This window comes from Sphingomonas oryzagri (assembly GCF_029906645.1).
GTDB lineage: Bacteria > Pseudomonadota > Alphaproteobacteria > Sphingomonadales > Sphingomonadaceae > Solisphingomonas > Solisphingomonas oryzagri.
This window is the reverse complement of sequence record NZ_JARYGZ010000001.1, coordinates 1539864-1552889: the sequence shown is the minus strand read 5'-3', so window position 1 is coordinate 1552889 and position 13026 is coordinate 1539864. Positions and strand designations below refer to the sequence as shown.

Genomic DNA, 13026 nt, shown 5'->3' with positions numbered 1-13026 from the left:
CGGTGAACATTCCGGCTCCGGCCGCGCCCGCCTCGAACGGCGCGACGCCCCAGTAACCGATTGATTTCAGACGTTTCATCGCCCGTGCCGTCCGGCACGGGCGTTTCTTTGTGCGCGTTTGCAGGAGTCCTACGTCTTGCCCTTTCTCGATTCGCTCCGTTAAGGCCCGACTCCCATGGCGCGGTTCATCTTCATCACCGGCGGCGTGGTCTCCTCGCTCGGCAAGGGTCTCATGGCGGCATCGCTCGCCGCACTCCTCCAGGCGCGCGGCTACAAGGTCCGCATCCGTAAGTTCGATCCCTATCTGAACGTCGATCCAGGCACGATGTCGCCCTACCAGCACGGCGAGGTCTTCGTGACCGACGACGGGGCGGAGACCGACCTCGATCTGGGCCATTACGAGCGCTTCACCGGCGTTCCCGGCCGCCAGAGCGACAACGTGACCTCCGGCCGGATCTACCAGACGATCATCGCCAAGGAGCGCAAGGGCGACTATCTTGGCGCCACCGTGCAGGTGATCCCGCACGTGACCGACGCGATCAAGGCGTTCGCCCGCGCCGACACCGACGACCTCGATTTCGTGCTGTGCGAGATCGGCGGCACGGTGGGCGACATCGAATCGCTGCCCTTCATGGAGGCGATCCGCCAGCTGAAGAACGATCTCGGCCGCAACCAGTCGATCTTCGTGCACCTGACGCTGGTGCCGTACATCGCGGCGGCGGGCGAACTGAAGACCAAGCCGACGCAGCATTCGGTCCGCGACCTGACCGCGCTCGGTATCCAGCCCGACGTGCTGGTCTGCCGCTGCGAGCAGCCGCTGCCGCAGGGCGAGCGCGCCAAGATCGCGCTGTTCTGCAACGTGCGGCCCGAGGCGGTGATCCCGGCGCTCGACGCCGAGACGATCTACGGCGTGCCGCAGCAATATCATGCGGAAGGCCTCGACGCCGAAGTGCTGCGCGCCTTCGACATCGATCCGGACAGCACCGCGCCCGATCTGCGCCGCTGGGCGGACATCGAGGACCGCCTCGCCAACCCGGAAGGCGAGGTGACGATCGGCGTCGTCGGCAAATATACCGGCATGAAGGACGCCTATAAGTCGTTGCACGAGGCGCTGGTCCATGGCGGCATCGCCAACCGGGTGAAGGTCAACATCCGCTGGCTCGACGCCGAATTGTTCGAGGGACCGGAGAAGGACATCGCGCCGTCTCTGGAGCCGATGCACGCCATCCTCGTTCCCGGCGGCTTCGGCGAGCGCGGGTCGGAGGGCAAGATCGCCGCCGTCCGCTTCGCCCGCGAGCGCAAGGTGCCGTATTTCGGCATCTGCCTTGGTATGCAGATGGCCTGCATCGAGGGTGCACGGAACACGGCGGGGATCGAAAAGGCCTCCACCACCGAATTCGGCCCGACCGAGGAGCCGGTGGTCGGCCTGATCACCGAATGGATGACCGAGGCTGGCCTCCAGAAGCGGGAAGAGGGCGGCGATCTCGGCGGCACGATGCGGCTGGGCGCCTATGAGGCGAAGCTGGCCGGCAACAGCCACGTGTCATCGATCTATGGATCGACCGATATCTCGGAGCGCCACCGCCACCGTTACGAGGTGAACGTCCATTACAAGGACGCGCTGGAGCAGGGCGGGCTGGTCTTTTCCGGCATGTCGCCCGACGGCGAGCTGCCCGAGATCGTCGAGCGGCCGGATCACCCGTGGTTCGTCGGCGTCCAGTTCCACCCCGAGCTGAAGAGCAAGCCGTTCGATCCGCACCCGCTGTTCGCGAGCTTCATCGAGGCGGCGCTCAAGCAGTCGCGGCTGGTTTGACCTCTATTTACCGAAGGCGGCGACGGCCGCCTTCGCCGCGGCGACATCGGCCGGGCTGATCGGATTGCCATCGGCATCGGTCGCGACAGGGGCGGCGGTGTTTCCGCTCGCGTCTGCCCCGTTGGCCGGAGCGGGGGATGCGCTGTGCGGCTGGCTGCCGGCGAATTCGGCCGCGCTCCACACGATTCCGCCCGCCCACAGCAATGCCATCCAGCGACTCTTGAAAACGGTTCGGGTCTTGATCGGCAGCATGGCGCGACGATGCCACGCAGCCGGTTAGCGAGCGGTTAGCGCCCGTCCGGATCGGGATGGTGGCCCGGCAGTGGCGGCTGGCCCGGAACGACGCCGGGCGCGGTAGGGTCAGCGGGCGAGGGGATCTGCGGATCGACCGGCTCGGGCACGGGTATATCGATTGGCAGGCTGGGATCGGCTTCTGGCGGGCGCGTGGCCATGGGGAGGTCTCCTTCCACGGCTCAACGCATCGGGATGGGCCAAGGTCCAAAATCCTCCCGCTGACGGGGAGGATGTCCGTAGCCCACGAATCGAAACGCCCGGACCTTTTCGATCCGGGCGTCCCGCGTGACGAATGCTCGTCAGCCCCCTTTTTACGGCTCCGGCCCGCTCGCCGATCCTTTCCCCCTCAGAAAAGGTCAGCGGGGCCTTTGCCCTCCCCGAACCGAGGCCTTGCCTTGTGTTCGTGGCGTCTGTTTACGTTGGTAAATGTCCGCTTGTCACCGGCCTTGCACGGTTGGACAGCCGAATGGCCCCGCTCTGTGACGATTCCGCAACATAGCCGCAAGGTTGCCTCCCGCGCGCTCGGCGCATAGAGCCTCGGAACGGCCGCATCCCGTGGCCGGACGAGAGATTCCAGAGAGATCGATGCGCCTGTCCCGCCACTTCCTGCCCGTGCTCAAGGAATCGCCCGCCGACGCGCAGATCGTCAGCCACAAGCTGATGCTGCGCGCAGGGCTGGTGCGCCAGACCGCCGCCGGCATCTACGCCTGGCTGCCGCTGGGCCAGCGGGTGCTCCAGAAGATCGCGCAGATCGTGCGCGAGGAGCAGGACCGGTCGGGTGCGATCGAACTGCTGATGCCGACCATCCAGTCGGCCGACCTGTGGCGCGAATCGGGTCGCTACGACGCCTACGGTCCCGAAATGCTGCGCATCACCGACCGGCACGACCGCGAGATGCTGTACGGCCCGACCAACGAGGAGATGATCACCACCATCTTCCGCGATTCGGCGCGCAGCTATCGCGATCTGCCGCGCACGCTCTATCACGTGCAGTGGAAGTTCCGCGACGAGGTGCGCCCCCGCTTCGGCGTGATGCGCGGCCGCGAATTCCTGATGAAGGATGCCTACAGCTTCGATCTCGACGAGGTCGGCGCGCGCCACAGCTACAACAAGATGTTCGTGGCGTACCTCAACACCTTCGCGCGGATGGGCCTGCGCGCGATCCCGATGCAGGCGGACACCGGCCCGATCGGCGGCGACCTTTCCCACGAGTTCATCGTGCTGGCGCCGACCGGCGAGAGCGATGTCTTCTACCATAGCAATTGGGAGAAGCCCGCCGAGCTTTCGGCCGTCGATTTCGATGACGTCGCGGGCCTGCAGTCGATCGTGTCGGGCTACACCGCCGACTATGCCGCCACCGACGAGAAGCGCGACGCGGCCGCCGAGGCGGCGGCGGGGGACCAGCTCCGCCAGTCGCGCGGCGTCGAGGTGGGCCACATCTTCTACTTCGGCGAAAAATATTCGAAGCCGATGAACCTGCGCGTGCAGGGGCCAGGCGGCGGCGAGGTGATCCCGCACATGGGCAGCTACGGCATCGGCGTCTCGCGCCTGATGGGCGCGATCATCGAGGCGAGCCACGACGATAACGGCATCATCTGGCCGGATGCGGTGGCGCCGTACAAGGTCGGCATCATCAACATGCGCGTGGATGACGAGGCCTGCTTGGGCGCGTCGGACGATCTCTACGCGAAGCTGCAGGCGGCGGGCATCGAGGTGCTGTACGATGACCGCGACGAGCGCGGCGGCGCCAAGTTCGCGACCATGGATCTGATCGGTATCCCCTGGCAGATCGTGATCGGCCCCAAGGGGCTGGCGAAGGGCGTCGTCGAGCTGAAGCGCCGCGCCACCGGCGACAAGGAAGAACTCTCGATCGAGGCCGCGCTGGCGAAGGTGAGCGCTTGATCCTCGGCCGTACGGAGCGGATGGTCGCCCGGCGCTACCTGCTGCCGGGGCGGGGCGAGGCGTTCATCTTCATGGTCGCCTCGATCAGCCTGATCGCGGTTTCGCTGGCGGTGGCCGCGCTGATCATCGTGATGGGCGTCATGAACGGCTTCCGCGCCGATCTGTTCGACAAGATGGCCGGTCTCAACGGCCATGCCATCGTGCAGGGCTATTCGGGCCGGGGCATCGCGGACTGGCAGACGATCGCCGACGAGGCGAAGGCGACGCCTGGCGTCACTTCCGCCATCCCGCTGATCGAACAGCCCCTCTTCGCGCAGGTGGATGGCCGGGCCGAGCCGATCCTGCTGCGCGGGATGCGCCTGTCCGACATGCGCCAGACTATCGGCTCCAAGGTCAAGGCGGGCAATCTCGCCGAGGTGACGCCGGGTTCCGGCAACGTCGCGATCGGCACGGGGCTGGCGGAATCGCTGGGTGTGACGGTGGGCGATTCCATCTCCGTCCTCAATCCAGCCGGCCAGTCGACCCCGTTCGGCACCGCGCCGCGGATCGTGAGCTACCGTGTCGCCGCCACGTTCGAGATCGGCGTCTACGATTACGACAAGGCCTATGTGATGCTGCCGATGGAGGATGCGCAGGATCTGCTGTTGATGGGCAACACCGTCGGCATGGTCGAACTGCGCGTCACCGATCCGGACAAGGTGTCGCAGATATTGGCCCCGCTCGCGCCCAAGGTGATCCGCGACGGCGTGCTGGTCGACTGGCGGCAGATGAACGCGGCGATGTTTCAGGCGCTGGAGGTGGAGCGGGTGGTGATGTTCATCGTGCTCAGCATCATCATCATCGTCGCGGCGTTCAACATCCTGTCCTCGCTGATCATGCTGGTGCGCGCCAAGACCCGCGACATCGCCATCCTGCGGACGATGGGGGCGAGCAGGGGAGCGGTGCTGCGCATCTTCATGACGATCGGCATGACGATCGGCGTGCTCGGTATCCTGGCGGGTATCGGCATCAGCCTGATCTTCTCGGTGTTCCACCAGGATATCGTCGACGGCATCCAGTGGCTGACCGGCGCCAATCTCTGGGATCCTTCGGTGCGGATGCTGACCGATCTGCCGTTCCAGCCGGACTTTCCGGACAACGCCGTGATCATCGGCATGACGCTGCTGCTGGTGTTCCTGGCCACGCTTTACCCGTCGTTCAAGGCGTCGAGCACCGATCCGGTGCAGGTGCTGCGCTATGAGTGAGGTGCTGAAACTCACCGATCTGCGCCGCGCCTACAGCCAGGGCGGCCAGACCATCCACGTGCTGCGTGGCGTGAACCTCTCGATCGCGCAGGGCGAGATCGTGGCGTTGGTCGGCCCTTCCGGATCGGGCAAGTCGACGCTGCTGCAGGCGGTAGGCCTGCTGGAGGGCGGCTTCGAGGGATCGATCCGCATCGCCGGCGAGGAGGCCGCGCAGCTCGACAATGACGGCCGCACCCGCGTGCGACGCGACAGCCTCGGCTTCGTCTACCAGTTCCACCACCTCCTCCCCGATTTCACGGCGCAGGAGAATGTCGTGCTGCCGCAGATCATCCACGGCGCCACCCGCGCCGAGGCCGACGCGCGGGCGAAGACGCTGCTGACGACGCTCGGCCTGTCGCACCGGCTCGATCATCGGCCGTCGAAGCTCTCCGGCGGAGAGCAGCAGCGCGTCGCGGTGGCCCGCGCGCTGGCCAATCGGCCGGCGCTTGTGCTGGCCGACGAGCCTACCGGCAATCTGGACGAGGCGACCGCCGACATCGTGCTGGTCGAATTCCTGCGGCTTGTGCGCGAGGAGGGATCGGCCGCGCTGATCGCCACGCACAACGAGCGGCTGGCGGCGCGGATGGACCGCGTGGTGCGGCTGCACGATGGGGTGCTGGGGTAAGCAAGGCGTCTCTCAGTCGTCATTGCGAGCGTAGCGAAGCAATCCATGACGCGGCCTGTGGATCGCCACGGCGCTGCGCGCCTCGCGATGACGATTCTAGAGCATCGTTGCCGTCACGTAGGCCACCGTCCGGTCCGTACTCATCACCGCCACCTGCTTGCCTGGCGTGAGCGGCTGGGTGTGTTCCGGCTCGGCGGCGGTCATCTGAATGTCGGGCTGCTCGATCATCGGCGGCGCCTCCATCGGGGCGCCGCGCGTCACCACGACGGTGGCGCCCACCCGCGTCGCCTGAAACAGGATGCGTGCGAAGCCGTAGGGCAGGCGGATGCAGCCGTGCGAGGCAGGTCGCCCCGGATTGTAGCCGGCATGGAGCGCGATGCCGCCCCAGGTCAGCCGCTGCATGAAGGGCATCGGCGCATTGGAATAGATGTTCGATCGGTGGAAGCGCGCTTTCTCCAGAATCGGGAACGTGCCGGTCGGCGTGCCGTGTCCGCGCCGTCCGGTCGATACCGCCGCGATGCCGACGAGCGCCTGCCCCTGGAAGACGAAGGCGCGCTGGTTGGTGAGGTCGATCGCGACGCTGATCGGCGCGCCGTCCTCCGCATAGGGCGCCCAGCGATATTGGCCGGGACGCAGCCGCATCGCGTCGGCCGGCGTGAAGCGTGAGGCGAGTGGGCGGGCGGGGAGCGGCCGATCCGCCCAATAACCGCGCTCACGCATCGCAACGGGCACCCCGGTGCCGGCGGTCAGGCCGAGCGCGACGAGCGCGAGGAGCAGCGGGCGTTTCGGCCTGTGCATCGGGCGAGGATCCTCGGGGGAAAACGGAACAGGATAAGCGTACGCGGCCTGGATGCGGGCGGCCGCCCGAATCCGTTAACCATGTTCGTTAAGGTGGCACGGGGGTGCGCACCGCGCCAGCGATTCGGCGTGCGGCGATGGCCCGTCCGTCCGGTGCGTTAACCACGAAATGCGCGGCGAGCCTGCTGACAGCGGGCATGAGCCGCGATATGGTGCTTGGCGACCGTCGATCCGTCGGTCATGACAAGAGGGCGTGTGATGAGCCTGCTCGCCGTTCTGATGCTGTTTCTGCAGCCTTCCACCGACACCGCGGCCATCAATCCGGGCACCGCGCAGCCGCAGAGCGGGGGTATCCCGACCACGCCGCCGCCGAAGCCGCCGTCGCAGCCCTACTGAGGCGGGAATATGGAGCCGGCCGAGCAGACGACCATCTTCGCTCTGCTGTCGATCCTGTTCTTCCTGATCTCGCTGTTCGCGGACGACGAGCGGTGGTGGGTCTCGGTCGGCTGCACCGGTCTGCTGGTCTGTTACTGGGCGTTCAACACGATCCTGTGGATGCTGGGCGTCGTAGAGGATTGGTCGCTCCCCAGCGACGGCCTGTTCGCGCTGGGCGCGCTCGCGCTTGCCGTAAGGATGCGCAGAGGCTGGCTGTTGGCGCTGTTCGGCCTATTCGCGGTCAATCTCGTGCTGGATGTCCTGCATGTCACGAACACGATCGACTACGCCACATGGGCGGAAGCCGGAAACATCAGTTTCGTCTGCCAGCTCGCCACCGCCAGCTTCCCCGGCCTGGTGAGCCTTACCCGCATGATCCTCTCGCGCCCGCGCCGCGTATAGCCGCATGGAAAACGGCCGGGCATCGCTGCCCGGCCGCTCCTTCGACCCCGCTCGGGGGTAGCGCTTACGCCTTGCTCGGCGCCTTCTTCTTCGGAGGGGCCTTCTTCTTCGATCCCTTCGGTGCGGCCGGAGTGATCTCGAAGGCGAGCGCCTCGTCCTTCATCTTCACGCGGACCTCGCCGCCGTTGACCAGCTTGCCGAACAGCAATTCCTCGGCGAGCGGCTGCTTGATCTTCTCCTGAATGAGACGACCCATCGGGCGCGCGCCATAGAGCTTGTCGTAGCCCTTCTCGGTCAGCCAGTCGCGGGCATCATCCGCCAGGCTGATGTGGACGTTGCGATCCGACAGCTGAAGTTCGAGCTGGAGGATGAACTTTTCCACCACCCGCGCGATCACCGGGGTTGGCAGGTAGCCGAACGGTACCACCGCATCGAGGCGGTTGCGGAATTCCGGGGTGAACAGCTTGTTCACCGCCTCCTCCTGCACGTCCTCGCGGGTCGAGACGCCGAAGCCGACCGATTCACGCGCCATGTCGGACGCGCCGGCATTGGTCGTCATGATCAGGATCGTGTTGCGGAAATCGACCGTCTTGCCGTGGTGATCGGTGAGCTTGCCGTTGTCCATCACCTGCAGGAGGATATTGAACAGGTCCGGATGCGCCTTCTCGATCTCGTCGAGCAGCAGGACCGAGTGGGGCTGCTGGTCCACCGCATCGGTGAGCAGGCCGCCCTGATCGTAGCCGACATAACCCGGAGGCGCGCCGATCAGCCGGCTGACCGAGTGGCGCTCCATATATTCGGACATGTCGAAGCGCTGGAGCGGGATGCCCAGGATCTCGGCGAGCTGGCGCGCCACCTCCGTCTTGCCGACCCCGGTGGGGCCGGAGAAGAGATAGTTGCCGATCGGCTTGTTCGGCTCGCGCAGGCCCGCGCGGCTGAGCTTGATCGCCGAGGACAGTATCTCGATTGCCTTGTCCTGCCCGAACACGACGCGCTTGAGATCGGTCTCGAGGCTGGCGAGCACCGTCTTGTCGTCGGCCGAGACCGATTTCGGGGGAATGCGCGCCATCGTGGCGATCACCGCCTCGATCTCCTTCGGGCCGATCACCTTCTTGCGGCGGCTTTCGGGCAGCAGCATCTGCATCGCGCCCGCCTCGTCGATCACGTCGATCGCCTTGTCGGGCAGCTTGCGGTCGTTGATGTAGCGGGCCGACAGCTCGACCGCCGTCTTCACCGCGTCGGTGGTGTATTTCAGGTGGTGATGCGCCTCGAACGAGGGGCGCAGGCCGGCGAGAATCTTGATCGTGTCCTCGACCGACGGCTCGTTGACGTCGATCTTCTGGAAGCGCCGGAGCAGCGCCCGGTCCTTCTCGAAATGGTTGCGGAATTCCTTGTAAGTGGTGGAGCCGATGCAGCGGATCTGGCCGCCGGACAGCGCGGGCTTGAGCAGGTTCGACGCATCCATCGCGCCGCCGGAGGTGGCGCCGGCACCGATCACGGTGTGGATCTCGTCGATGAAGAGGACGGCATGCGGCAGCTTCTCCAGCTCCGACACGACCTGCTTCAGCCGCTCCTCGAAATCGCCGCGATACCGCGTGCCGGCGAGCAGGGCGCCCATGTCGAGCGAGTAGATCACGGCGGGCTTCAGCACCTCGGGCACCTGGCCCTCGATGATCTTGCGCGCGAGGCCCTCGGCGATAGCGGTCTTGCCGACGCCCGGATCGCCCACATAGAGCGGGTTGTTCTTGGAACGGCGGCAGAGGATCTGGATCGTGCGATCCACCTCGGCGGTGCGGCCGATCAGCGGATCGACGCGGCCTTCCTTCGCCTTCTCGTTGAGGTTGACGGTGAACTGCTTCAGCGCGCTGTCGCCCTTCTGCTTGGGCTCGGCCTTCGGCTGCTTGTCTTCCTCATTGCCTTTCACTTCACGCGCCTCCGTGGGCTGGCCACCCTTGCCGACGCCGTGGCTGATGAAGCTCACGGCATCGAGGCGGGTCATGTCCTGCTGCTGCAGGAAATAGACGGCATAGCTCTCGCGCTCGCTGAAGAGCGCGACCAGCACGTTGGCGCCGGTCACCTCCTCGCGGCCCGAGGACTGGACGTGCAGGATCGCGCGCTGAATCACGCGCTGGAAGCCGCTCGTCGGCGAAGGATCGGTCTCGGTATCGGTCTTGAGCGCATCCAGCTCGGTATCGAGATAGTGCGTCACCGCGTCCTTCAGCTCGGACAGCTCCACGCCGCAGCCCGACATCACCTGCGCGGCATGTTCGTCGCCGACAAGGGCGAGGAGGAGATGCTCCAGCGTGGCATATTCGTGCTTGCGGGTGCTGGCGGCGGCCAGCGCATTGTGGAGGGTGGTTTCGAGCTCTCTGGCAAAGGACGGCATGTATTCAACTCCTAGGCGGCGGCCCGACGAAGCGGAGCGCCGTTCCCTTCATGTCGGGTGCGGCAACCGTTTCATCAAGGACGCCCATCCCCGGAGGGGCATAGTGCGTGTCGCCGCTCTCGGAGCGGGCTGTCCTCATCGCTTGAATAAGGCGTCCGCGGTTGCGCGATGGTTAACGGCGCCTTCAATCTTTCGTCGAGTGCGGGCGATCTCTGCTTCGAGGCCGGCGATGCGGGCGTGAAGCTCCTCGACGGAGAGCGGATCGAGATCCTGGCGCGCCAGCGCGGCGACGGGATCGTCGGCGCGGCGGGGCAGGTCATCTTCCGAACTCATGGATGGATCGTTGACCCTGCGTCGCCTGCTGTCAATAAGTGCGCGCGGCCATCCGGCGCAAAAGCGGGGGATAATTTGTCCGACCTTCCCAAGACCATGCTCGCGATCGATCCGGAGGCAGCCGGCGGGCCGGAGGTGCTCGTTCCGGTCGAGCGGCCGGTGCCGGTGGCGGGACCGGGCGAATATCTGGTCCAGGTGGCGGCAGCGGGCGTGAATCGCCCCGACGTCATGCAGCGCAAGGGCATGTATCCGCCGCCGCCCGGCGCGCCCTCGATTCCGGGGCTGGAGATTGCCGGCACCGTGGTCGCGGCGGGCGAGGGGGCGGACGCCTCGATGGTCGGCAGCAAGGTCTGTGCGCTGGTCTCGGGCGGGGGCTATGCCGAATATTGCGCGGCGCCCGCCGGCCAGTGCCTGCCGGTGCCGCCGTCCCTCTCGATGGTGGAGGCGGCCGCGATACCCGAAACCCTGTTCACCGTATGGAGCAACCTGTTCGAACGCGCCTATGCGATCGAGGGCGACACCGTGCTGGTCCATGGCGGCACGTCGGGCATCGGCACGATGGCGATCCTGCTCGGCAAATTGTTCGACCTCACCGTGATCGTCACCTGCGGGTCGGACGACAAATGCGCCCGCGCGCTGGAGATCGGCGCAGCACACGCGATCAACTACAAGACGGCCGATTTCGTCGAGGAGGTGAAGCGCCTCACCGGCGGGAAGGGGTGCCAGGCGGTGCTCGACATGGTGGGTGGAGATTATGTGCCGCGTAACCTGAAATGCCTGGCGCCGGACGGGCGGCACGTCACCATCGCGGTGCAGGCCGGAGCGAAGGCGACGGTGAGCCTGGTCGACATCATGGTGCGCCGCCTGACGATGACCGGATCGACGCTTCGCGCCCGCGACGTGGCGTTCAAGGCGCTGGTCGCGGACGAACTGAAGCGCGAGGTCTGGCCGCACGTCTTGGATGGTCGCCTCAGGCCGATCATCGACGCGACCTTCCCGCTGGCCGACGCGGCCGCCGCGCACGCCCGGATGGATGGCGGCGATCATGTCGGCAAGATCGTGCTGACCATGGACGGATAAGCGGGGAGCAAGGATAAGCGGGGCTTATCGAAGGGCGCCGTGTTTCTCCTTCCTGTCACCCTGAACTTGTTTCAGCATCCATTCGCGCCGCATCGATGGATGCGCGAATGGATGCTGACCTTCGTCAGCATGACGGAAGAGGGGGGCGTCCTTGGAAAAGCTGGTACTGCACGAATATGCGCCGTCGGGGAATTGCTACAAGATCCGCCTGGTCGCCGCCCATCTCGGCCTGCCGCTGGAACGGCGCGGCTACGACATCCTGAAGGGCGAGACGCGGACGCCTGCGTTTCTGCGCGACGTCAATGGCAACGGCCGCATCCCCGTCCTGCAGATCGGCGAGCGCTTCCTGCCGGAGAGCGGCGCCGCCTGCTTCTATCTGGCGGAAGGCTCGCCCCTGATCCCCGAGGATCGCTTCGATCGCGCCGACATGCTGCGCTGGATGGCCTTCGAGCAATATAATCACGAACCCAATGTCGCGACGCTACGCTTCTGGCTGGCCTTCATCGGCGCGGATGGGCTGAGCGATGCGCAAAAGGCCGCGCTGCCGGGCAAGCGCGTGGCCGGCGAAGCGGCGCTCGATCTGATGGACGAGCATCTGCGCGACCGGCACTACTTCGTGGGGGAGGCGTTCACCCTCGCCGACATCGCGCTCTTTGCCTACACCCATGTCGCGGGCGAGGGCGGCTTCGATCTCGCCCGCTGGCCTGCCGTTCAGGGATGGCTGGATCGGGTCGCGGGTCTGCCTGGGCACATCGCGATCGACCAGTGACCGGCAAGACGCTGAGGAATCTGCCAGATTTTCGGCCAAGTAAAGCCAAGGCCTCGTGCCCCGCTTCCGCCTATTTGATGAACCCCACATAAATGTAGGAACCACTTCTTCTGAGCAATCGTTCGGGCGCCGACCACCAGGGTAAAGGAGATATGGTCATGACCCGCTTTTCTATGTTGATGCGGGGGGCTTCGGTGTCCGCGCTTCTCGCGCTGGGCGCTGTTCCGGCTTATGCCGGTTGGGGGAAGGCTGATCGCGCTCATGCGGAGATTTCCGCGGCGCAGGCCAAGATCGATGCCGCGAACAAGGTCGGCGCCAGCGGCAATACGCCCGCGATGATCGCGCGTGCTCAGGCCGAACTGAATCTGGCCAAGCAGAATGTCGAGGACGGTCACAAGGATACCGCGATCGATCAGGCGATCGATGCGGGTCGCCTGGCCGATACCGCGATCGGTGAGGCGCATCAGGCCAACAACAATGCGGCCGCCGCGCGTGTCGCCGATGCCAATGCGCAGGCCCAGCAGGCGCAGCAGGATGCGGCCGACGCGCAGGCCGACGCCCAGCAGAAGGTCGCCGACGCCGATGCGCGCGCCGCCGACGCCAATGCCTCGGCTCAGGCTTCGGCGGCCTCGGCCGCGGCCGCGCAGGAAAACCTGGATGCCATGCGCAACCAGCCGCCGACGGTGGTGACCACCACGACCGAGAAGACCACGAGCCGCGCTCCGGTGCGTCACAAGGTGGTGAAGGTCGTGCATCGACCCGCCACCACGGCGGTCGCGGAGCGTACCACGACGACGGTTACGACCGGCTCGCCGCAGTAAACCTTGACGCTGGCCCGGTCGCTCTCCCGAGGGCGGCCGGGCTTGGCATGTTCGGAAGCGCTTGCCCGCAGGCGCCGTTCGCACT

At 66.3% G+C, this 13026-nt stretch carries 14 protein-coding genes; 9 read left to right on the top strand and 5 right to left on the bottom strand.

What is annotated here, in order from left to right; translation table 11 throughout:
• The first annotated feature begins 175 nt into the window (after window positions 1–175).
• Window positions 176–1813 (top strand): CTP synthase, encoded by a 1638-nt coding sequence (locus QGN17_RS07550; protein WP_281043874.1) that lies wholly within the window; start codon window positions 176–178, stop codon window positions 1811–1813.
• A 3-nt stretch (window positions 1814–1816) separates the two neighbouring features.
• Here the strand turns inward: QGN17_RS07550 and QGN17_RS07545 are convergent, their stop codons facing one another.
• Together QGN17_RS07545 and QGN17_RS07540 are read right to left on the bottom strand one after the other, a co-directional pair.
• Window positions 1817–2065, bottom strand: a complete 249-nt coding sequence (locus QGN17_RS07545; protein ID WP_281043873.1) for a hypothetical protein — start codon at window positions 2063–2065, stop codon at window positions 1817–1819.
• A gap of 35 nt (window positions 2066–2100) precedes the next feature.
• A complete protein-coding gene (locus QGN17_RS07540; protein WP_281043872.1) occupies window positions 2101–2265 on the bottom strand; it encodes a hypothetical protein in 165 nt (54 codons plus the stop codon).
• 427 nt (window positions 2266–2692) lie between these two features.
• On the opposite strand from QGN17_RS07540, the gene proS reads away from it, so the two are divergent.
• From proS to QGN17_RS07525, 3 genes are read left to right on the top strand one after another with little or no spacing between them, the layout of a single operon-like run.
• On the top strand, window positions 2693–4009 hold the full coding sequence (gene proS / locus QGN17_RS07535; RefSeq protein WP_281043871.1) for a proline--tRNA ligase: 1317 nt from the start codon (window positions 2693–2695) through the stop codon (window positions 4007–4009).
• Complete coding sequence (locus QGN17_RS07530) at window positions 4006–5253, top strand: lipoprotein-releasing ABC transporter permease subunit (protein WP_281043870.1); 1248 nt, start codon at window positions 4006–4008, stop codon at window positions 5251–5253. Before proS ends, QGN17_RS07530 begins: the two co-directional genes overlap by 4 nt.
• Window positions 5246–5917: an ABC transporter ATP-binding protein gene (locus QGN17_RS07525; RefSeq protein ID WP_281043869.1), complete on the top strand. Its 672-nt coding sequence runs from the start codon at window positions 5246–5248 to the stop codon at window positions 5915–5917. The genes QGN17_RS07530 and QGN17_RS07525 overlap by 8 nt, the downstream gene beginning before the upstream one ends.
• 96 nt (window positions 5918–6013) lie before the next feature.
• Here QGN17_RS07525 and QGN17_RS07520 read toward each other — a convergent pair whose 3' ends face one another.
• A complete protein-coding gene (locus QGN17_RS07520; protein WP_390902686.1) occupies window positions 6014–6559 on the bottom strand; it encodes a L,D-transpeptidase family protein in 546 nt (181 codons plus the stop codon).
• A gap of 414 nt (window positions 6560–6973) precedes the next feature.
• On the opposite strand from QGN17_RS07520, the gene QGN17_RS07515 reads away from it, so the two are divergent.
• Window positions 6974–7111: a hypothetical protein gene (locus tag QGN17_RS07515; protein ID WP_281043867.1), complete on the top strand. Its 138-nt coding sequence runs from the start codon at window positions 6974–6976 to the stop codon at window positions 7109–7111.
• Window positions 7112–7120: 9 nt separating this feature from the next.
• Window positions 7121–7552 carry a hypothetical protein gene (locus tag QGN17_RS07510; protein WP_281043866.1) on the top strand — a complete coding sequence of 144 codons (432 nt, stop codon included), beginning with the start codon at window positions 7121–7123 and terminating at the stop codon, window positions 7550–7552.
• A gap of 64 nt (window positions 7553–7616) precedes the next feature.
• Here QGN17_RS07510 and clpA read toward each other — a convergent pair whose 3' ends face one another.
• Both clpA and QGN17_RS07500 read right to left on the bottom strand, forming a co-directional pair.
• Complete coding sequence (gene clpA / locus QGN17_RS07505) at window positions 7617–9938, bottom strand: ATP-dependent Clp protease ATP-binding subunit ClpA (protein WP_281043865.1); 2322 nt, start codon at window positions 9936–9938, stop codon at window positions 7617–7619.
• 135 nt (window positions 9939–10073) lie between these two features.
• Window positions 10074–10271: a DUF1192 domain-containing protein gene (locus QGN17_RS07500; protein ID WP_281043864.1), complete on the bottom strand. Its 198-nt coding sequence runs from the start codon at window positions 10269–10271 to the stop codon at window positions 10074–10076.
• Window positions 10272–10367: 96 nt separating this feature from the next.
• On the opposite strand from QGN17_RS07500, the gene QGN17_RS07495 reads away from it, so the two are divergent.
• From QGN17_RS07495 to QGN17_RS07485, 3 genes are all read left to right on the top strand, one after another.
• Complete coding sequence (locus QGN17_RS07495) at window positions 10368–11351, top strand: NAD(P)H-quinone oxidoreductase (protein WP_390902685.1); 984 nt, start codon at window positions 10368–10370, stop codon at window positions 11349–11351.
• A gap of 151 nt (window positions 11352–11502) precedes the next feature.
• Complete coding sequence (locus QGN17_RS07490) at window positions 11503–12120, top strand: glutathione S-transferase family protein (RefSeq protein WP_281043862.1); 618 nt, start codon at window positions 11503–11505, stop codon at window positions 12118–12120.
• Window positions 12121–12278: 158 nt separating this feature from the next.
• Window positions 12279–12941, top strand: coding sequence for a hypothetical protein (locus QGN17_RS07485; protein ID WP_281043861.1), 663 nt, complete (start codon window positions 12279–12281; stop codon window positions 12939–12941).
• Window positions 12942–13026: the final 85 nt, after the last annotated feature.

Coding starts and splice junctions, on each gene's coding strand:
- QGN17_RS07495 (WP_390902685.1), top strand. CDS start 10,368: ATGCTCGCGATCGATCCGGAGGCAGCCGGCGGGCCGGAGGTGCTCGTT.
- QGN17_RS07550 (WP_281043874.1), top strand. CDS start 176: ATGGCGCGGTTCATCTTCATCACCGGCGGCGTGGTCTCCTCGCTCGGC.
- clpA (WP_281043865.1), bottom strand. CDS start 9,938: ATGCCGTCCTTTGCCAGAGAGCTCGAAACCACCCTCCACAATGCGCTG.
- QGN17_RS07485 (WP_281043861.1), top strand. CDS start 12,279: ATGACCCGCTTTTCTATGTTGATGCGGGGGGCTTCGGTGTCCGCGCTT.
- QGN17_RS07500 (WP_281043864.1), bottom strand. CDS start 10,271: ATGAGTTCGGAAGATGACCTGCCCCGCCGCGCCGACGATCCCGTCGCC.
- QGN17_RS07515 (WP_281043867.1), top strand. CDS start 6,974: ATGAGCCTGCTCGCCGTTCTGATGCTGTTTCTGCAGCCTTCCACCGAC.
- proS (WP_281043871.1), top strand. CDS start 2,693: ATGCGCCTGTCCCGCCACTTCCTGCCCGTGCTCAAGGAATCGCCCGCC.
- QGN17_RS07540 (WP_281043872.1), bottom strand. CDS start 2,265: ATGGCCACGCGCCCGCCAGAAGCCGATCCCAGCCTGCCAATCGATATA.
- QGN17_RS07510 (WP_281043866.1), top strand. CDS start 7,121: ATGGAGCCGGCCGAGCAGACGACCATCTTCGCTCTGCTGTCGATCCTG.
- QGN17_RS07525 (WP_281043869.1), top strand. CDS start 5,246: ATGAGTGAGGTGCTGAAACTCACCGATCTGCGCCGCGCCTACAGCCAG.
- QGN17_RS07545 (WP_281043873.1), bottom strand. CDS start 2,065: ATGCTGCCGATCAAGACCCGAACCGTTTTCAAGAGTCGCTGGATGGCA.
- QGN17_RS07520 (WP_390902686.1), bottom strand. CDS start 6,559: ATGCGGCTGCGTCCCGGCCAATATCGCTGGGCGCCCTATGCGGAGGAC.